Genomic DNA, 18,019 nt, shown 5'->3' on the forward strand with positions numbered 1-18,019 from the left:
TCTACTTGCTAATCAAGAAATGGCAGTACGACCAGCGCTTCGGGATCAAGCCCGTGCCGGGCGCAGACATCGTGCGCCAGAGCAAAATACCGCTCGGCCTCAGGCATGTCGCCTCGATCGAGGTTCAGCGTCGCGAGACCATCATAGCATGGAAAGAGCTGCTGGGGCTCGCCCGTTTCCTGCGCCACCTCAATTGCTTCATTGTAGCAGCGGGCGGCGAGTTCCGGCTGGCCATGGCATTGATGAATTTGCCCGAGCACAATCAATGGTACAGCGAGATGTTCGCGCTGATCAAGCGAGCGGTCGAGTTCGATCGCCTTTTCGGCCGCCGGCACGCCTTCGTCGGCACACCTGTCCGTGAAGGTGCAACAGGCGACAGCGAGATTGACAAGGAGACGCGCCTGAAAACCGAGATCGCCGATCCGGCGGGCGACATCAAGACCGCGCCGGCATACTTCCATGGCTTGCGCCGGATCGACCATCGTGTAGAGCACGCCAAGATTGGTGTAGCCGCGGCAGGCTGCGCTGAGAAGGCCAGCGGCTTCGGCAACTGCGACGCTTCGCTCCACCTCGCGAACGGCCTCCTGGCTTCGGCCCAGCCGCGCCAATGCAACCCCCTTGGTATTGAGCGCCTCCGCGGTGGCGCGAGCCGCTTCTAGTCCGGCTTGCTTGTCTACCTCCGGCGGCACGGATTGAGCGTAGCCAAGCGCATCGTCTGCCCATCTCGCGGCCGCAGCATGATCGCCGATGCGAAACGCGAGGTGGCCGCGCTCCTGTAACAGGTGCGCCCACTCGATCGGCGCGTCCGTTCCTTCGAGCAACGCAGCCGCCTCGGCGTAATGCGCCTCCGCCCCGTTTCGTTTGCCGGCGTCCCACATCAAACGGCCAAGCTTGCGAAGTATCCGCGCTCCGGCGGCGCGGTCCCCGGCCGCGCGGTGGGCCTCCAATACCGTCTGGTAATGTTCGTCGGCCGTGTCACGCCGGCCCGCCGTTCCACACAGGTCGGCAATTCGTTCGTATAGCACAAGCCGTTCCGGTCCTTGATCGCCAGCGGTCAACAAGACGGCGAGGGCCTGCTGATAGAGGCGGATGGCGTCGTCGTTGGCATAGATCGCGCGTGCGCGATCGCCAGCCGCGCTCAGGTAATGTGCACCCTTCGGCTTGCTCGCGCTGAGGCAGAAATGATGTCCCAGTAGAGAGAGGTCTTCGAGCCGCTCCGGATCATCTCCGCACAGCCGCTCCAGGGCAGCACCGATCCGCCCATGCATCTCAATGCGCCGTTGCAGAAGGAGGTTTTGGTAGATCACATCCTGAAGCATGGTTTGCGTGAAACAATAGGATTGCAGCGAAATCGAATTTGCGCCCGCGATCTCCTCGATGATCTCGGCGTCGCACAGCAGTTCAAGCCCTGCCTCTACTTTCGCCGGGTCGGTCGCTGTGGCACCGAGAAGGGCCGCATCAAAGCGCGGCCCGATGACCGCTGCCTCTTGGGCCAACCTGCGCACGCCGTGTGGCAGTCGGTCCACTCGCGCGAGCAGCAACGCCTGAATGCTCGCCGGGATGTCAGCAGCCGTTTCATCAGACTTGATCTGCCAATGCGAGCCGTCACGTTCCAAAACGCCAGCTTCGATGAGACCGCGTATGATTTCTTCAACGAACAGCGGATTCCCGCTCGCGCGTTCGAGAATTCGATTGAACAGATTGCCGGATGATCCATTCCAACCGTCACCGAAGAACGCCACGAGCAGCTTTTGTCCGTCGGCGATGCCAAGGGGTGCCAGCCGCAGTGTTGTATGGCTAATTCGACTTGAGTCGAGCTGATCCATTTCAAGTGTCGGCCGGTGTGTGAACAATAGCATCAGCCGCCCGCGCTCCAGCCGATCCATCACGAACCGCAGCGCCTCAAGCGATACGGCGTCGGCCCAGTGCAGGTCCTCGACAATGATCAGGAGGGGCGATAGGGCCAGACGCCGTTCGAAGACGGTGCGGATCGCGAAAAAAATCTGCCGTCGAAGCTGTTCCGGTTCAACATGCTGCAGGGCGTCGTCGGGGTCGCAGAGACCAAGAACATAAAAATAGAGGGGCATCAGCCGCTCGACCTCTTCGGTCGCCATGCCCAGCCCCGACAACGCTTCGGCTAGCTTGGCTTGCGCCTCTGCCGCCGAAGCCTTGTGCGCGATGCCGTAGGCGCTACGCAGCACTGCGGCAAGAGTACCGTAGGATTGCTCGCCCAGCGGCGAGCAAGCGGCCCGCCGGATCGCCACGCCTGCGAAGCGATCCTCATCGCGAGCGCGGGTAACGAATTCATCCACCAGGCGCGATTTTCCGATGCCGGCTTCGCCAACCAGCCGCATCAGCTGGGCAGCTCCGCCACACGCCAGATCAAGGCACCCCATCATACGGGCCATCTCCGCGTCGCGCCCGATCAGAGGCGCGCTCAGGCCCAGTATCTCGAGTCCGCGTGCCGCACGCGGTGTCTCGAGCGGCCCCCTCAGACGATGGACCAGGACGCTGCCTGCCTTGCCGCGCAGCGCAACGTCGCCGAGCGATTCATACGAGAATGCATGCCGGGTGAGGCGGTAGGTCAGCGGTCCCACCAGCACGTCGCCCGGGGGGGCCATCGACTGCAAGCGTTGAGCGGTATTCACCGTGTCGCCGGTCACGGAATAGGATTTGGCAACGCCTGCGCCCAATCCACCCGCAACCACGTGCCCGGTGTTGATTCCGACATGAAGCATGAGCGGCAAACCGGCAGATATCTTCGAGCGTTCGCTCAAGCACGCCGTGCGCTTGATCATGTCGAGAGCCGCGCGGAGCGCCCGCTCAGGATCGTCCTCGTGCGCGGCCGGCGCACCAAACAGAGCGAGTAGCGCATCGCCAATGAATTTGTCTACGAAGCCGCCGAAATTTTGCACCGCTGCGGTCAGTTCCTCGAATAATTCGTTCTGAAACGCCTGCATGACTTCCGGGTCGAGCCGTTCGCTCATCGTGGTGAAGCCGCTGAGGTCGGCAAACAGCACCGTGATGGTGCGGCGGTTAGCTTCGCTGTCGACCTTATGGAGCGTCCGCCGGGGTGCGCGCTCGGGCTCGACAAGCATCAGCGCCGGTGAACGGGCGCCAGTCGTGACCGTCGCCGGAATTGTTGGCGATGACGGCTCCCGCTGGTTGCCGGCCTTGCGGGCGTGATCGACGCGGGCGCCGCATTTCGGGCAATACGCAAAATCCGGTGCGCACGCGTAGCCGCAACTGGGGCATGGGTCTGGCTGCTTCGCGCCGCATTTTGGGCAGAACGCAAAGCCGCTCTGAACCTCGAAACCGCAACACGAGCAGTTCATGGATCAAGACCTCGCGGAAGCCGCGATGGCACGATCTAATCCTGGACCTCGTCGAACAGGCCCTGGATCCTTGGTAACAATGGGCTTGTGGCGCCGGAAGAGCAAGCCATGGCTGCCGCCCTGCCAGCGCGCATGCGCGACCGGGATCACCGATGCCGCTGATCGGGCCTCGACTACGCGCGGCGTAGTCCTGCCGCGCTGGATTTCGCGATCTCCCGCGTGAGCTCCATGACAGTCCGGCATGCCAGCGTCAGGCTTCCATGACGCGACATCGCCAGCAATGTGGCGCGTGACGATCGGATCGACCAGTTTCGACGATTGCAGACGGCGCTCCTTCGATGCCGCGGCGTCCTTCCATACGTCAGGTCATGCCGATGTGGCCGAGATCGGTCAGGCTTACGAGCTGTTGTCGCCGTTGCTAGGCCTCGGCATCGCATCGACGCTTTTCGCGATCGCATTGCTGGCATCCGGCCTCAACTCGACGGTGACGGCAACGCTGGCCGGCCAGATCGTGATGGAGGGCTTTCTCCGGCTGCGCCTGCCGAACTGGGCGCGCCGGCTCGTGACCCGCGGCATCGCGATCGTTCCGGTCGTGGTCGTCACCGCGCTTCGTCTTCAGTCAGGTCATCCTGTCGATGCAGTTGCCATTTGCGGCCATCCCGCTGGTGCGGTTTGTCTCGGATCGGCGAAAGATGGGTGACTTCGTAATCTCGCGGTCGGTCGCCACAGCGGCATGGATCATCGCCGGCATCATCGTGATCCTGAACTGCAAGCTGTTTTACGACACTTTTTTCGGCTGAAGACCTGAAATCCAGGACGGTGGCGGATGATGCCGAAGGCGGATCGTCAGCCGGGCCAGCTAATCCTGCGGTTCGGGCATCGTCTCGCCAGTCGCGTCCACGCGCAGCCAGCCCGAGGGCGCCAGCCGCTGCTGCGGCAGGTAGCGGCCCTTGTAGTCCATCTTCTTGGAGCCTTCGATCCAGTAACCGAGATAGACGTAAGGCAGGCCGAGCCGCCTGGCGCGGGCGATGTGGTCGAGGATCATGAAGGTGCCGAGCGAACGGCTTTCCTCGCCGGGCTCGAAGAATGAGTACACCATCGACAGCCCATCGCTCAGCACGTCGGTCAGCGCGACCGCGAGCAGGTCCTCGCCGCGTCCGGTGATGCCGGTATCGGGGCCGCGGCGGCGATATTCGATGATGCGGGTTTCGACGTGGCTGTCTTCCACCATCATGGCGTAGTCGAGCACGGTCATGTCGGCCATGCCGCCATGGCGATGGCGCTGGTCGAGATAGGCGCGGAACACCGAATACTGTTCGGAGGTCGGCACCGCGCTGCGCTGCTCGCCGATCACGTCGGCATTGCGTGCCTGGATCTTGCGGAAGTTGCGCGACGGCTTGAACTCATTGGCGATGACCCGGACGGAAACACAGGCGCGGCACTGGTCGCAGGCCGGGCGATAGGCGATCGACTGGCTGCGTCGGAAGCCGCCATGGGTGAGCAGGTCGTTGAGATCGCCGGCCTTGTCGCCGACCAGATGGGTGAAAACTTTCCGTTCGTGCCGGCCCGGCAGGTAGGGGCAGGGCGACGGCGCCGTGAGGTAGAATTGCGGAGTGTCGCGGGAGTGCTGGGTCACGGGTTGCCGTCGGTCTCCGAAGCAGTTTGGCGTAGCATCGCGCCGGCCGGGCAAACGGTCAATCGCTTTGCCCAGCCAAGTTGGCGTCCTTCGCGGCTGTTAGTAGGCACGGCCGGGCGGCTGGGCGTAAGCGGCGCGGACCACGGAATTATTCACCACCACGGTTCCCAGCACGAGGTCGTGCAGCAACTGACGGCGGCCGTTGAGCAGGCCGACCACCAGCACCAGCGGCGTGAGTAGCGACACCGAGGCCCAGAACAAGACTGCGTGTGCGGCGCCAAGCACGAAGTAGCCCGGCGTGCCGCTGAAGGTGCGCATCTGCAGATCCATCATTCGCATGCCGACGGTGGCCGAATGCGGGCCACCCAGCGACATGCCGTAATAGACGACCGGCCAGATCACCGTCGCCGGCGAGATCAGCCAGAACAGCGCCCAGCCAAGGCCGAGGGTGACGACGCCAAATACTGCGATGAAGATAACGGCGAGTACGATCGGAATCGACAGCACCACGAGATCGATCAGGAAGGCGACGACGCGGCGCATCAGCACGCCGCGGAACAAATCCGGCTGCGCATAGGGATCGAAGGCATGGGCGCGGGGCGGGGTACCGGCACTGCGCCAGGTGTCGCCTTGCCAGCTTCCGTTGTTGGGGCCGCCAGCATTCGGGCCGGTATCAGACATGACGCATCCCTCCGTTTGCATCCTCACGATCCATCACATGGATATCACCAGACCGCGCAACAAGTGTGCGGAATCGTTACAGACTGTCCATGACGTAAATCAGGCGTGGATGTAAATCAGGCGAGGCTTGAGCGCGGATGCGCTCAGCGCGCAGCCTTGATGCGTTCCGCGGCATGCGGCGCGAAATAGGTCAGCACGCCATCGGCGCCTGCGCGCTTGAAGCCGAGCAGGCTTTCCATGATGGCGCGGTCGCCATCGATCCAGCCGTTGTTCGCGGCGGCCATGATCATCGCGTATTCGCCGGACACCTGATAGGCGAAGGTCGGAACCGCGAACGTGTCCTTCACGCGGCGCACAATATCCAGATAGGGCATGCCCGGCTTGACCATGACCATGTCTGCGCCTTCGGCCAGATCGAGTTCGACCTCGCGCAGCGCCTCATCGGAATTGGCGCTGTCCATCTGATAGGTACGCTTGTCGCCGGTCAGCGTCTTGGCCGAGCCAATGGCGTCGCGGAACGGGCCGTAGAAGGCCGAGGCATATTTCGCGGCATAGGCCATGATCTGCACGTCGAGGAATCCGGCGTCGTCCAGCGCCTCGCGGATCGCACCGACACGGCCGTCCATCATGTCCGATGGCGCAATGATATCGCAGCCGGCTTCGGCCTGGACCAGCGCCTGCTGGACCAGCACGGCGACGGTCTCGTCATTGAGGATCTTGCCGTTCTGGATCAACCCGTCATGGCCATGGCTGGTGAACGGGTCGAGTGCCACATCGCAGAGCACGCCGAGATCCGGGAATTCCTTCTTGATGGCGCGCACGGACTGGCAAACCAGATTGTTGGCGTTGCAGGCCTCGGTGCCCATCTCGTCGCGCAGGGACGGGTCGGTATAAGGGAACAGCGCGATGCAGGGGATGTCCAGCTTCATGGCACGCTCGGCATCGCGCACCGCCTGATCGACGCTAAGGCGCTCCACGCCGGGCATCGAGGCAATCGCGGCGCGCTGGTTGTCGCCGTCGATCACGAAGAGCGGCCAGATCAGGTCGTCGGTGGTCAGCACGTTCTCGCGGACCAGCCGGCGGGCCCATTCGGACTTGCGGTTACGGCGGGGGCGGGTGGTCAGGCCGAGGGAGGGGGCGTCATAAGCGGCCGGGCGGGGGGCGTGATCGCGCAATTCGATGGGGCGCCCGAACTTGATTGCCATAATACCGTCTCTCCCGCGGGCCTTCGTGAGGTCGAAAGCCCCTTAAATTCGACCTGTTCTAAGTCTAGCACCTTGATGTCCCGGCGTCACCGCGATCATGCACGTCATGCGCGCGTGACGTGACGGGCTGGGTCATTGATTTTGCAGGCCCAAAGGCTCACAAAAAGCCCCCATGAATCGCTCAAACCATCGCCCAAACGTCCAGTTCCCACCCGTGAGATCGCATTCGCATGTCTGAGCAGATGCCGCGCGACCTCGGGTCGAGAGACCCCACGTCGCGGGACCATGCCATGTCGGTTGCGGCGATCTCGTCCGGACGCATCGAATCTGACGAGAACATCTGGACCCGGCGCCTGGTCCTGTTCCTGCGCGTGATGGCCGTCGTCTCGATGATGCAGGGCCTTTATCACTGGGCGCAGGTCACCGGCTTTGTCGGCACCGAGGATGACGCCTTCGAGGTCCAGACCATGGGCTGGCAGACCGCCACGGTCTATTTCGCCGTCATCGAGCTGGTCAGCGCCGTCGGCCTCTGGCTCGCGACGCCGTGGGGCGCCGTCGTCTGGCTGACGACCGTGGTGTCCATGGCGGTCATCGAGCTGATGTTTCCGACCATCTATGGCGGCAATCTCCTGATCGTGGGCGTCCAGGCTGCGTTTCTCGCAGGCTACCTTGCGCTGGCATGGATGGCGGCGCGCGAGCGGCCGCCATAGGCTCAGGACGTCAAGCAGAGGCCTCGCAGAAGGCCCTGCATTCAGGGAGGCCATTTTGAACCAGCTTTATTCCGGCGGCACCGCCGGCAGCATCATTGTCAGCGCCATCGCCCGCTATGGCGACCAGCCCGCGCTCGCGGACGGCCATGTCCGCTGGAGCTACCGCGACTTCGGCGACGTGGTCGCGCGTTTCATCAGCCTGTTTCGCAGTCTCGGCCTCAGGAAGGGCGATGCGCTGTCCATTCTTTCCGGCAACCGCGCCGAGAGCTGGGCCGCGATATCAGCCGCCGCCGTGATGGGCCTGCGCTACACGCCGCTGCATCCGATGGCCGCCGAAGACGACCACGCCTTCATTCTCGAGGACGCCGAGATTTCCGCGCTGATCGTGGAGGCTGGCAAGTTCGCCGCGCGCGGCCTCGCGCTGCGCAGCCGCGTGCCGGGCCTGAAACATCTGCTGTCCTTCGGCGCGCTCGATGGCGCGCGCGATCTGCTGGCCGAACTGCCCAATGCGACGCCGGCGCCGCTGGTGGACGAGAGCAGCACCGGCGATATCTGCTGGCTGGCTTATACCGGCGGCACCACGGGTCGTTCCAAGGGCGTGATGCTGCCGCATCGCGTGCTGGTGGCGATGTCGCTCGCGATCTATGCGGACTGGGACTGGCCGGCCGATATCCGCTATCTCGCCGCGACGCCGATCAGCCACGCCGCCGGCATCACGCTGTTTCCGGTGATGCTGCGCGGCGGCTTCGCGCGGCTGGTGCAGGGCTTCGATGCGGAGACCTATTGCCGCGTGGTGCATGAGGAAAAGATTACCGCGACCTTCCTGGTGCCGACGCTGATCTATGCACTGATCGACGCGCCGGAGCTGCGCGCCAAATACGACATGTCGTCATTGCAGATGATCGTTTATGGCGCGGCGCCGATGTCGCCGGACCGATTGCGCGAGGGCGTTGGCATCTTCGGGAATGTGTTCGTGCAGCTCTACGGTCAGACCGAAGCGCCGCAGATCATCACCACCATGCGCAAGATCGATCACGACGACAGCAAGCCGGGTCGTCTCGGTTCCTGCGGCCGCGCCAATCCGATGGTCGAGGTCAAACTGTTCGATGCCGAGATGCGCGAAGTGGCGACAGGGGAGCCCGGCGAGATCTGCGTGCGCGGCTCGCTTGTGATGGATGGCTACTGGAAACGGCCGGAGGCCACCGAAGAGGCGTTCCGCGGTGGTTGGCTGCACACCGGCGATGTCGCCGTGAAGGACAGCGACGGCTTCTTCTATATCGTCGATCGCACCAAGGACATGATCATCTCCGGCGGCTTCAACATCTATCCGCGTGAAGTCGAGGATGCCTTGATGGCGCATCATGCGGTGGCGTCCGCTGCGGTCATCGGAATTCCCGATGCAAAGTGGGGCGAGGCGGTAAAGGCCTTTGTGGTGCTGAAAGCCGGCGCGAATAATTCCGTGGAGGAACTTCAGGCGCATGTGAAAGACAAACGCGGCGCGCCGTGGTCGCCGAAGACCATCGATTTCGTCAGTGAGATCCCCGTGACGGGCCTCGGCAAGATCGATCGCAAGGCATTGCGGGCGCCATATTGGGACGGGCGAACGCGCGGAGTTGCGTAAAATTGTCGAATTAATTTTCGGGGCGTTGGCGGTAAGACTTCGGTCACCCTAACGCCCCGGTTACGAACCTTACGTGAGTGTTTCGAATTTTACGGAAGCTGTTCCGCTATGCGACAGATCGGGCGGACAAAGCTGGAACATGGGCTCTGCAGCGTGAATCAAACCTTGCGAAAACCCCTTGTTTCACCGGCTTAATCTCAGATTCACTGTCTCAAATTCATGATCTCTTTATTGTCTTATTTAAGCGGTTCTTCAAACGCTCCCCCTTAAGTTGGCCCTATCAGACGGGACACAAGTTTCGTCGAATAAGTCGATAAAAACGACAACAGGGGTAGTGTCATGATGAAGACCGTTGCGACGGTGGAAAGCGTCGATCTCGTTCCGGGCCAGGCGCCGGTTCAGCCGCTTTATCTGGAAGCCTTAACGTTGGTGGAGCGTCTGCATCGCCGCCTGCTCGATGTCATCAAGGATGAATTCGATCGCCGCGGCCGCGCTGATATCAATTCGGTTCAGGCACTGCTGCTCTACAATATCGGCGACAAGGAATTGACCGCCGGCGAGCTGCGCACCCGTGGTTACTATCTCGGTTCCAACGTGTCCTATAACCTGAAGAAGCTCGTCGAACTCGGCTTCCTCGATCATCAGCGCTCACGCGTCGATCGTCGCTCGGTTCGCATTCGTCTGACGGCGCAGGGCCAGGAAATCCGCCACATCGTCGACGCGCTGTATCAGAAGCACGTCAAGACGGTCGAGCAGGTCGGCGGCATCTCCAACGAGGAATTCGCGACCCTCAACAAGTCGCTGCACCGCCTCGAGCGCTTCTGGACCGACCAGATCCTGTATCGCCTCTGAGACTTTCGACCTCCAAGTTGCCGAACCACTGCCGACGGATTGCCCTCCGAAAGCACATCGAAATGCGCGCAAGACGCATGCGACACTGAAATTGATCAAGGCGCCCTCGCAGGGCGCCTTTTTCTTTGGCGTTACGCCCATCCCACGCTTGCTGAACGAAAACAGCTCCAAGACAGACACAGAGATATTGGAGATGATTTCATGAAGCGCTCGTTGATCTTTCTGCTCCTCTTTCCTGCCGTTGCGACTGTCGCGTTCTACGCAGTGACGTACATCCTGACCGGCGCAGCGGTGGATAGCGGTACAGGGCCGGTGTTCATGTATCTCGTCTTTATTGTGCCGGGGCTCCTGGTCGCTTTGCTCGACTGGCTGATTGCCAGAACATCCATGCCTGCGGTCATGACGACGACACTTCTTGCCTACGGTCTATCGGTGTTGGTGATGGCCTTGCTTCTCGGCTCCAGCAAGCAACTCGTGGTACTCGGTCTGATCGGCGCAATTCCAGCCGCCGTGTGTTCGTGGCTGTCAAATAAGCCAGAGGAAATCGTAAATGCGTGAGCGATGCATCGCTCGTGCCAGGCCTTGATGGGTTTTGCGGAGTTTATCATCGGGCGCGCTTCGCGCGACGCCTTGGCTCTTGCCGTCCTGCGCTTCCTTGGAGGAGAGCGCTCTGTTCTGCCGCTCGCGAAATTTCCTTCGTCTCTCGTGGAACCAGTTCCATTCTCGCGGCTTATCGCTTCGTCAGAAGGGATCAAGTCATGCTGGTCGAACGCGGTCTGAAAGTGATGAATGTCGAGGCGGTGGGCGACGCCTATGCCATCGCCGCGAACTACCTGCGCAAGTCCGGCGCGATCCCCGATACTTATCTCACCAACGATCGGCTGCTCGAAATCATCGTCCGGATGTTTCATCGCGGCGAAGACAACAAGCTTCGCCTTGCGAACAAAGCGATCGCGCAATTCCAGGCTGCACGGGCTGAAGCCGCGTAGCCGGTTTTCTGATGTCCAACGGGGAAAATGACGACATGCAGATTGCCATCGACCGCATCATGCACACCTATGACCTGATGATGAGCCGCACGCAGGCGGCATCGGACGAAGCCCGCACCAAGGTTACCGATTATGTGCAGTCGCTGTTCGACGGCGGCGAGAAGGATCCGCACCGGCTGACGGTGTTCGGCTTGACCTATTTGCGTGAGCTCGATGGCAGCAACGATCCGGTGAAGGCCGGGTTTACCGGCCTTTGAGGGAGTAGGGCGCAATAGCGCTGCGTTTAAGCGCTGGCGCCCTGTCCAGGGCTTCATCAGATTCAACTGTCAAACAGCCACTGTTCTTCAGACATGCGTCATCGCCCCCATTGTTTGCGGCGCGGGGGCGCCGTCGTCTCTTGCATTCCCTGCCCCCTGTGAGAGGGCGTGCGGAACGCCAGGTGCCCGTTGCACCCGTGGGCCTGATGCGAATGCGGTCTTCCGCAATCTAGAGGGCATCAGGACTTTCGGAGGCGCCGAGCGAGTGCCCGACGTTCCGCCTGCGGTGTTTTTTCGGTTGCTTGCACATCTGCCATGGCGAACGGTCCCATCACCAAAATTAATGTCCCAGGGCGGAGGGACAGGATAGCCGCAAAGCACTTGGCCGAACGCGTTTCGATTTGGTCGTCCGTCACACTGTCCAGGGATCTTTCCATCCGAAGGTCAAACGTCTCCTTGCCAGTGGCAGTGCTGGCGCAGATCCGTCCTGCCCGAAGACAGACGTCACCCGTGAACCGCGCGACGCCGCATCTCCGGCGTCCACCGCATCCCGCCCCGCGAACGTGACGATCGCGATCGCCCCTCTCGGTGGGGCAGGACAACGGGGAATATAAACCTGATGGGGATGTTGTCAACGGAGGATAGGAAAAAATGTTTGGGCGCTGTCTTGCCGCCTCACACTGTCATTCCGGGGCGGCTGCGCGCCTTCGCGCAGGCGAACCCGGAATCCCGACATGTTTTGCGCTGAACATTCCGGGATTCCGGGTTCGCGCTCTGCCGGCTTCGCCGGCGACGCACGCCCCGGAATGACGGGTGTGGCGTCCGGCAAGCGCTAGTCGCGCGCCGGAATGACGAGCGGGACGCGATGCGCTCATCGCATATGTGCTCATCGAAGCACTGTCGTCGCGGTTCTGCTACTCGAACTATCGCTCGACAAGATGCGCGCGCGAGACTGCAGGTTCAAACCGATCGGCGAAATACTGCGTTTCGTTGGCCACCCGTCCGTCGCGGAACTCCATGATGCTCACCGCGTAAGATGGTATACCGTCATAGGTCAGGATGAATTCGGTGACCCATAATTCGCCGTTGCCGATAATCCGCCGAACCGTAAAACGTTTCTCATTTGGCTGGACAAGTCGGCTCATCTGAATGTTGTGCCGACCGCGGATGCGTTCCCCCGATTGGGGATAATAAAGCATCGCATCCTCATGGTAGATGTCATGTTCGATATCGAAATCGTTCGCGTCCGATGCAGTCCAATGACGCTCCAGGGCGGCCCGTACATCGTCCATCTCAACCTCCTGCGATAGGCCTCAGGTTGGCGGCTTGGCTTGGTGCAGAGGGGAAGGAGAGCCGAACCTCTCCACAACGACAGACAGTCGCCTTACCGGCAAACTAGCATGGAAAAGCTCGCGAAGATTTTCTTGTTCGCTGTTCGCGCGATAATCCTCGAAGACTTCTCTCACGCCGACGGTCTACAGATCGGGCCGGGGACAACACAAGGACACGCCCATGCTCACGCTTCATCATCTCAACGACTCCCGCTCGCAGCGGATCATCTGGCTGCTGGAAGAACTCGGCGCGCCCTATGATCTGACAACCTATCAGCGCGATGCGCAGACGCGGCTCGCGCCGCCGGAATTGGAGGCGGTGCATCCGCTCGGCAAGTCGCCTGTCATCGTCGACGGCGATGTGACCATCGCGGAATCCGCGGCGGTCGTCGACTACGTCATCCGCCGCTACGGCAAGGGCGCGATGCGGCCGGCGGAGGGCACTCCGGAGTACGAGGCCTATCTTGAATGGCTGCATTATGCCGAGGGTTCGGCGATGTTGCCGCTGATGCTCAATCTCTACGTGTCTCGCCTAAAGGAGGCCGGCGCGCCGCTACAGCCGCGGATCGACAGCGAAATGGCCCGGCATCTCGGTCATGCCGACCGGGCGCTGCAGGGCCGTGCGTTCTTCGTTGGCGACAGCCTGACCGGCGCGGATATCCAGATGAGTTTCGTCGCCGAGGTCGCCGGCAGCTTCGACCGGCTCAAGGCCTATCCCGATCTGGCCGCCTGGATCGGCCGGATGCATGCCCGCCCGGCGTTCCAGCGCAGCGTGGAGAAGGGCGGGGTATACCGGCTGGCGAAATAGGAACGGAGCGCTTCGGACGTTGACCGATGATTATAATGTAGCTACATTATAGTCATGAAAATCCTCTGGGACGAGCCGAAGCGTCTCGCCAACCTGGACAAGCACGGGTTGGATTTCGCGGATCTCGATGAGGCCTTTTTCGAAAGCGCTCTGGTTCTGCCGTCACAGGTGAAAGCGAAACGTTGGATTGGCATCGGCCGGAATATCCGCGGCGTCATTGTGGTGGTGTTCGTGGTTCTCGGAAAAGAGGCCTTGAGCGTGATTAGCATGCGTCCCGCCAGTAAGAATGAGAGGAGGCTCTACAATGACCGTTAAAAAGCGGGGTTATGGCACCAAAGATATGCGGGAGGTCAGCGACACCCCGGAATTGACGAAGGAGGACTTTGCCAAGGCTAAGCCCTTTGCCGAAGCCTTGCCGGATTTGGCCAAATCGATCCGCAAAGGGCGCGGTCCCAATAAGGCGCCGACCAAGACGCTCGTCTCGCTGCGACTGAGTCCGGACGTCCTGACCCATTTCAAGTCTAAGGGGCCGGGCTGGCAATCGAAGATCGACGAGGTTCTGCGCAAGGCGGCGGGCGTCAAGCGATAGGGGCGGTATCGCCGTTTACTTCGGGCGGTAGGCAATCGGCATGTGCAATCGCCGCATTTACGCCACTGCCTAAATATCGCGCCCTGAGGCGCAAAACCTTGGCCCCGCCAGCCAGATATGGTATTCGGGGCACCGTTTCCTGATCGCCACTCGTGACCGTCCGCACGCCGAAAGAAGGCCGCGGCGGTGGAGATATTGCCCTATGACCACTTCGGCCAAAACCGGCTCCGCGCCCGACTCGTTCTTCTCCGCCACGCTTGCTCAGGCCGATCCCGAGATTGCCGAGGCGATCAAGGGTGAACTCGGTCGCCAGCGCCACGAGATCGAGCTGATCGCGTCGGAAAACATCGTCAGCCGCGCCGTGATGGAAGCCCAGGGCTCGGTGATGACCAACAAATATGCCGAGGGCTATCCGGGCGCGCGCTATTATGGCGGCTGCGAATTCGTCGATATCGCTGAGAACCTCGCCATCGAACGGGCCAAGAAGCTGTTCGGCGCCCAGTTCGCCAATGTGCAGCCGAATTCCGGCAGCCAGATGAACCAGGCGGTGTTCCTGGCGCTGCTGCAGCCGGGCGATACCTTCATGGGTCTCGACCTCGCAGCCGGCGGCCATCTCACCCACGGCTCGCCCGTCAACATGTCCGGCAAGTGGTTCAAGCCGGTGCACTACACCGTGCGCAAGGACGACCAGATCCTCGACATGGATGCGATCGCCAAGCAGGCGGAAGAGGTGAAGCCGAAGCTGATCATCGCCGGCGGCTCGGCCTATTCGCGCTCGTGGGACTTCAAGCGCTTCCGCGAGATCGCCGATAGCGTCGGCGCCTATCTTCTGGTCGACATGGCGCATTTCGCAGGCCTCGTTGCCGGTGGCGTCCATGCCTCGCCGGTGCCGTATGCCCATGTCACCACGACGACCACGCACAAGTCGCTGCGCGGCCCGCGCGGCGGCCTGATCCTCACCAATGACGAGGCGCTGCACAAGAAGCTGAACTCGGCGATCTTCCCGGGTCTGCAGGGCGGCCCGCTGATGCATGTCATCGCGGCGAAAGCCGTGGCCTTCAAGGAAGCGCTGCAGCCGGACTTCAAGGTCTATGCCAAGAACGTTGTCGAGAATGCCAAGGCGCTGGCCGAAACGCTTCGTGCGCAGGGCTACGACATTGTCTCGGGCGGCACCGATAACCACCTGATGCTCGTCGACCTCAGGCCGAAGGGCCTGAAGGGCAACGTCTCGGAGAAGGCACTGGTCCGCGCCGGCATCACCTGCAACAAGAACGGCGTGCCGTTCGATCCGGAAAAGCCGTGGATCACCTCGGGCATCCGTCTCGGCACGCCCGCCGCCACCACGCGCGGTTTCGGCATTGCCGAATTCAAGGCAACCGGCGAGATGATTGCCGAAGTGCTGAGCGCGGTGGCGCAGTCCGGCGACGGCAGTGCGCCGCTGGTCGAAGCGGCCGTGAAGGAGAAGGTCAAGGCGCTGACGGATCGTTTCCCGATCTATCAGTAAGGCCTGCTACGAGGCGGAGACCTGCGCGGTCAGAAGGTCGCGCAGGAACGAGTGTCTGGAAGGTTCTCTGGAATGCGCTGTCCGAACTGCAATAGCCTCGATACGCAGGTGAAGGACTCGCGTCCCGCGGAAGATTCCGCCGTGATCCGCAGGCGGCGCGTCTGCGTCACCTGCAACTTCCGCTTCACCACCTTCGAGCGCGTGCAACTGCGCGAACTCACGGTGATCAAGCGCAATGGCCGCCGCGTGCCGTTCGACCGCGACAAGCTGGTCCGCTCGCTGTCGATCAGCCTGCGCAAGCGCCCGGTCGATCCGGAGCGCGTCGAGACCATGGTGTCGGCCATCGTGCGCGAGCTGGAAAGCGGCGGCGAGGCGGAGATTTCGTCGGAGACCATCGGCGAGATCGTGATGGAGCATCTGCGCGGGCTCGATGACGTCGCCTATGTGCGCTTCGCCTCGGTCTATCGCAATTTTCGCGAGGCCAAGGACTTCGAGGCGGTGCTCGGCGAATTGCATGCCGACGACGACGGCCGGCCGGTGGTCGTCCGAAAATGATCTTCCGTATCCTGGAAGATCAATACGCTCAAGAATCTGCCGACGCGAAAGCCGCTGACCTGCGCTTCATGCAGCTGGCGCTGACGCTTGGCCGGCGCGGGCAAGGCCGGACATGGCCCAATCCCGCGGTCGGCGCGGTCATCGTGAAGGACGGTGTCATCCTCGGCCGTGGCTGGACCCAGCCCGGCGGCCGTCCCCATGCCGAGCCTGTCGCTCTGGCGCAGGCCGGCGAAGCCGCACGCGGTGCCACGCTCTATGTGACGCTGGAGCCATGCTCACATTTCGGCAAGTCGCCGCCTTGCGCGGATGCGATCGTCGCTGCGGGCATCGCGCGCGTCGTTGCGGCGATTGAAGATCCCAACCCGGACGTGGCGGGGCAGGGCCATGCGCGGCTGCGGGCGGCGGGCATCAGGGTCGATGTCGGGCTCTGTGCCGAACAGGCCGCACGCGATCACGCCGGGCATTTTCGGCGTATCCGCGACAAGCGCCCGCATGTCGTGCTGAAGCTCGCGGTGTCGCCGGACGACAAGATCGCGGCAGCCGGTCACAAGCCTGTCGCCGTCACCGGCGAGATGGTGCGATCGCGCGTGCATCTCTTGCGGGCGCAATGCGACGCCGTGCTGGTCGGTATGGGCACCGTCATCGCTGACGATCCTGAACTGACCTGTCGCTTGCCGGGCATGATGCAGCGCTCGCCGGTGCGCGTGGTGCTGGATCGCGCGCTACGCATTTCCGGTAACAGCAGACTGGTGCATTCCGCGCGTACGACGCCGCTGTGGGTGATGACCTCCAGCCTGTCGGAAGCGCCCGCCGCGATGGCGCTGGGCGCTGCCGGCACGCAGGTGCTGCGCGTGCCGACTACGACCTCGCCGCCGCCGGGGCTGGATTTGCTCGCCGTGCTGCATAGCTTGTCGGAGAAGGGAATTACGAAGCTGCTGGTGGAAGGCGGATCGAAAGTTGCGGCGTCTTTCGTGGCGGCGGGACTGGTCGACGAGGTCTGGCTGTTTCGCGGGCCGAAGGAGATCGGCGAGGGTGGCATCGCCGCGCTGGATGCATTGCCGCTATCGGCGATCACCGGGTCGCCGGATTTCGTGCAGCGTGCTAGCGAGACGATCGAGAACGACACTCTGACCATCTACGAAAGAAGCTAATGTTCACCGGCATTGTCACCGACATCGGCGAGATCGAGAGCCTTACGCAAGTGGCGCAGGGCCAGCTGCACCGGCTGCGCATTCTCTGTGACTACGACCAGACCACCATCGCCGATGGCGCCTCGATTGCCTGCAATGGTGTCTGCCTCACAGTGGTTGGCTCCGGCGTGGCGAATGGCAAAACCTGGTTCGACGTTGACGCTGCCGCCGAGACGCTGGGCATGACCACGGCGAAGCACTGGAAGCTGGGCACCCGCCTCAATCTCGAACGCGCGCTGAAGATCGGCGACGAGCTTGGCGGCCATATCGTCGCCGGCCATGCTGACGGCATCGCCACCATCGTATCGCGCGAGAACCTGCCGGACATGGCGCGGATTACCTTCCGCACCACGCGCGAACTGGCGCGTTTCATCGCCACCAAGGGCTCCATCACGCTGGATGGCGTGTCGCTGACGGTGAATACCGTCGATGACGTGCAGTTCGCGGTGCTGATCATTCCGCACACGCTGAGCGTCACCACGCTGGGCAAGGCGTGGGAAGCAGGCGCCGAGGTCAATATCGAGGTCGACCTGATGGCCCGCTATGCGGCGCGGCTGAGCGAAATGCCGGTTTAAGGCTCCGACCTCTCGGCCGTCATGGCCGGGCTTGTCCCGGCTATCCACGTCTTCGTGCTCGGCCAAGACGTGGATACCCGGCATGCGCCGGGCATGACGGCGCTAAATTGCCAAGTATTGCCCTTGGCTTCACTGCCCGCGACGACTACAAACACGCGTTGTTGACAATCTTCATTCTTGG

18 protein-coding genes and 1 pseudogene are annotated in these 18,019 nt (G+C 62.3%); 14 read left to right on the plus strand and 5 right to left on the minus strand.

Annotated elements, in window-relative coordinates:
* Nucleotides 1–8 precede the first annotated feature (8 nt).
* A complete protein-coding gene (locus BLW80_RS27300; RefSeq protein WP_093761438.1) occupies nucleotides 9–3,335 on the minus strand; it encodes an adenylate/guanylate cyclase domain-containing protein in 3,327 nt (1,108 codons plus the stop codon).
* Between the two features lie 340 nt (nucleotides 3,336–3,675).
* Here BLW80_RS27300 and BLW80_RS27305 point away from each other — a divergent pair.
* Nucleotides 3,676–4,135: pseudogene (locus tag BLW80_RS27305) on the plus strand (divalent metal cation transporter); the annotation flags it as partial.
* A 59-nt stretch (nucleotides 4,136–4,194) separates the two neighbouring features.
* On the opposite strand, the gene BLW80_RS27310 reads toward BLW80_RS27305, so the two are convergent.
* The 3 genes from BLW80_RS27310 to hemB all read right to left on the minus strand — a co-directional run bounded on the left by BLW80_RS27310 (nucleotide 4,195) and on the right by hemB (nucleotide 6,857).
* On the minus strand, nucleotides 4,195–4,971 hold the full coding sequence (locus BLW80_RS27310) for an arginyltransferase (protein ID WP_089263842.1): 777 nt from the start codon (nucleotides 4,969–4,971) through the stop codon (nucleotides 4,195–4,197).
* A 99-nt stretch (nucleotides 4,972–5,070) separates the two neighbouring features.
* Nucleotides 5,071–5,652, minus strand: coding sequence for an RDD family protein (locus BLW80_RS27315; RefSeq protein WP_093761440.1), 582 nt, complete (start codon nucleotides 5,650–5,652; stop codon nucleotides 5,071–5,073).
* 143 nt (nucleotides 5,653–5,795) lie between these two features.
* Nucleotides 5,796–6,857, minus strand: coding sequence for a porphobilinogen synthase (gene hemB / locus BLW80_RS27320; protein WP_093761442.1), 1,062 nt, complete (start codon nucleotides 6,855–6,857; stop codon nucleotides 5,796–5,798).
* Nucleotides 6,858–7,087: 230 nt separating this feature from the next.
* On the opposite strand from hemB, the gene BLW80_RS27325 reads away from it, so the two are divergent.
* From BLW80_RS27325 to BLW80_RS27350, 6 genes are all read left to right on the plus strand, one after another.
* Complete coding sequence (locus BLW80_RS27325; protein ID WP_089263845.1) at nucleotides 7,088–7,567, plus strand: DUF6163 family protein; 480 nt, start codon at nucleotides 7,088–7,090, stop codon at nucleotides 7,565–7,567.
* Between the two features lie 55 nt (nucleotides 7,568–7,622).
* A complete protein-coding gene (locus tag BLW80_RS27330) occupies nucleotides 7,623–9,188 on the plus strand; it encodes an AMP-binding protein (protein ID WP_093761444.1) in 1,566 nt (521 codons plus the stop codon).
* 339 nt (nucleotides 9,189–9,527) lie between these two features.
* Nucleotides 9,528–10,040, plus strand: a complete 513-nt coding sequence (gene ldtR, locus BLW80_RS27335) for a transcriptional regulator LdtR (protein ID WP_068732529.1) — start codon at nucleotides 9,528–9,530, stop codon at nucleotides 10,038–10,040.
* A gap of 201 nt (nucleotides 10,041–10,241) precedes the next feature.
* Complete coding sequence (locus tag BLW80_RS27340) at nucleotides 10,242–10,598, plus strand: hypothetical protein (protein WP_093761446.1); 357 nt, start codon at nucleotides 10,242–10,244, stop codon at nucleotides 10,596–10,598.
* Between the two features lie 200 nt (nucleotides 10,599–10,798).
* On the plus strand, nucleotides 10,799–11,029 hold the full coding sequence (locus BLW80_RS27345; protein WP_093761448.1) for a hypothetical protein: 231 nt from the start codon (nucleotides 10,799–10,801) through the stop codon (nucleotides 11,027–11,029).
* A gap of 35 nt (nucleotides 11,030–11,064) precedes the next feature.
* Entirely contained in the window at nucleotides 11,065–11,286 is a 222-nt protein-coding gene (locus BLW80_RS27350) for a hypothetical protein (RefSeq protein ID WP_068732570.1), read from the plus strand.
* Nucleotides 11,287–12,209: 923 nt separating this feature from the next.
* Here BLW80_RS27350 and BLW80_RS27355 read toward each other — a convergent pair.
* A complete protein-coding gene (locus tag BLW80_RS27355) occupies nucleotides 12,210–12,578 on the minus strand; it encodes a nuclear transport factor 2 family protein (RefSeq protein WP_093761450.1) in 369 nt (122 codons plus the stop codon).
* Nucleotides 12,579–12,798: 220 nt separating this feature from the next.
* On the opposite strand from BLW80_RS27355, the gene BLW80_RS27360 reads away from it, so the two are divergent.
* The 7 genes from BLW80_RS27360 to BLW80_RS27390 all read left to right on the plus strand — a co-directional run bounded on the left by BLW80_RS27360 (nucleotide 12,799) and on the right by BLW80_RS27390 (nucleotide 17,838).
* A complete protein-coding gene (locus BLW80_RS27360) occupies nucleotides 12,799–13,425 on the plus strand; it encodes a glutathione S-transferase family protein (protein WP_093761452.1) in 627 nt (208 codons plus the stop codon).
* A gap of 54 nt (nucleotides 13,426–13,479) precedes the next feature.
* Complete coding sequence (locus BLW80_RS27365) at nucleotides 13,480–13,740, plus strand: BrnT family toxin (protein ID WP_093761454.1); 261 nt, start codon at nucleotides 13,480–13,482, stop codon at nucleotides 13,738–13,740.
* Nucleotides 13,730–14,014 carry a BrnA antitoxin family protein gene (locus tag BLW80_RS27370; RefSeq protein WP_093761456.1) on the plus strand — a complete coding sequence of 95 codons (285 nt, stop codon included), beginning with the start codon at nucleotides 13,730–13,732 and terminating at the stop codon, nucleotides 14,012–14,014. Before BLW80_RS27365 ends, BLW80_RS27370 begins: the two co-directional genes overlap by 11 nt.
* 202 nt (nucleotides 14,015–14,216) lie before the next feature.
* Nucleotides 14,217–15,518 carry a serine hydroxymethyltransferase gene (glyA, locus tag BLW80_RS27375; RefSeq protein WP_089263852.1) on the plus strand — a complete coding sequence of 434 codons (1,302 nt, stop codon included), beginning with the start codon at nucleotides 14,217–14,219 and terminating at the stop codon, nucleotides 15,516–15,518.
* 72 nt (nucleotides 15,519–15,590) lie between these two features.
* Entirely contained in the window at nucleotides 15,591–16,073 is a 483-nt protein-coding gene (gene nrdR / locus BLW80_RS27380) for a transcriptional regulator NrdR (protein ID WP_068732542.1), read from the plus strand.
* Nucleotides 16,070–17,224: a bifunctional diaminohydroxyphosphoribosylaminopyrimidine deaminase/5-amino-6-(5-phosphoribosylamino)uracil reductase RibD gene (ribD, locus tag BLW80_RS27385; protein WP_093761458.1), complete on the plus strand. Its 1,155-nt coding sequence runs from the start codon at nucleotides 16,070–16,072 to the stop codon at nucleotides 17,222–17,224. The genes nrdR and ribD overlap by 4 nt, the downstream gene beginning before the upstream one ends.
* The gene (locus tag BLW80_RS27390) at nucleotides 17,224–17,838 is read left to right on the plus strand and encodes a riboflavin synthase (RefSeq protein ID WP_093761460.1); all 615 of its coding nucleotides are present in this window, start codon (nucleotides 17,224–17,226) and stop codon (nucleotides 17,836–17,838) included. The genes ribD and BLW80_RS27390 overlap by 1 nt, the downstream gene beginning before the upstream one ends.
* Nucleotides 17,839–18,019: the final 181 nt, after the last annotated feature.

Origin of the sequence: Tardiphaga sp. OK245, from assembly GCF_900108575.1 — a bacterium.
Classification (GTDB): domain Bacteria; phylum Pseudomonadota; class Alphaproteobacteria; order Rhizobiales; family Xanthobacteraceae; genus Tardiphaga; species Tardiphaga robiniae.

Coding starts and splice junctions, on each gene's coding strand:
- BLW80_RS27355 (WP_093761450.1), bottom strand. CDS start 12,578: ATGGACGATGTACGGGCCGCCCTGGAGCGTCATTGGACTGCATCGGAC.
- BLW80_RS27340 (WP_093761446.1), top strand. CDS start 10,242: ATGAAGCGCTCGTTGATCTTTCTGCTCCTCTTTCCTGCCGTTGCGACT.
- BLW80_RS27350 (WP_068732570.1), top strand. CDS start 11,065: ATGCAGATTGCCATCGACCGCATCATGCACACCTATGACCTGATGATG.
- BLW80_RS27390 (WP_093761460.1), top strand. CDS start 17,224: ATGTTCACCGGCATTGTCACCGACATCGGCGAGATCGAGAGCCTTACG.
- nrdR (WP_068732542.1), top strand. CDS start 15,591: ATGCGCTGTCCGAACTGCAATAGCCTCGATACGCAGGTGAAGGACTCG.
- BLW80_RS27315 (WP_093761440.1), bottom strand. CDS start 5,652: ATGTCTGATACCGGCCCGAATGCTGGCGGCCCCAACAACGGAAGCTGG.
- BLW80_RS27370 (WP_093761456.1), top strand. CDS start 13,730: ATGACCGTTAAAAAGCGGGGTTATGGCACCAAAGATATGCGGGAGGTC.
- hemB (WP_093761442.1), bottom strand. CDS start 6,857: ATGGCAATCAAGTTCGGGCGCCCCATCGAATTGCGCGATCACGCCCCC.
- ribD (WP_093761458.1), top strand. CDS start 16,070: ATGATCTTCCGTATCCTGGAAGATCAATACGCTCAAGAATCTGCCGAC.
- BLW80_RS27300 (WP_093761438.1), bottom strand. CDS start 3,335: ATGAACTGCTCGTGTTGCGGTTTCGAGGTTCAGAGCGGCTTTGCGTTC.
- BLW80_RS27360 (WP_093761452.1), top strand. CDS start 12,799: ATGCTCACGCTTCATCATCTCAACGACTCCCGCTCGCAGCGGATCATC.
- glyA (WP_089263852.1), top strand. CDS start 14,217: ATGACCACTTCGGCCAAAACCGGCTCCGCGCCCGACTCGTTCTTCTCC.
- ldtR (WP_068732529.1), top strand. CDS start 9,528: ATGATGAAGACCGTTGCGACGGTGGAAAGCGTCGATCTCGTTCCGGGC.
- BLW80_RS27325 (WP_089263845.1), top strand. CDS start 7,088: ATGTCTGAGCAGATGCCGCGCGACCTCGGGTCGAGAGACCCCACGTCG.
- BLW80_RS27365 (WP_093761454.1), top strand. CDS start 13,480: ATGAAAATCCTCTGGGACGAGCCGAAGCGTCTCGCCAACCTGGACAAG.
- BLW80_RS27345 (WP_093761448.1), top strand. CDS start 10,799: ATGCTGGTCGAACGCGGTCTGAAAGTGATGAATGTCGAGGCGGTGGGC.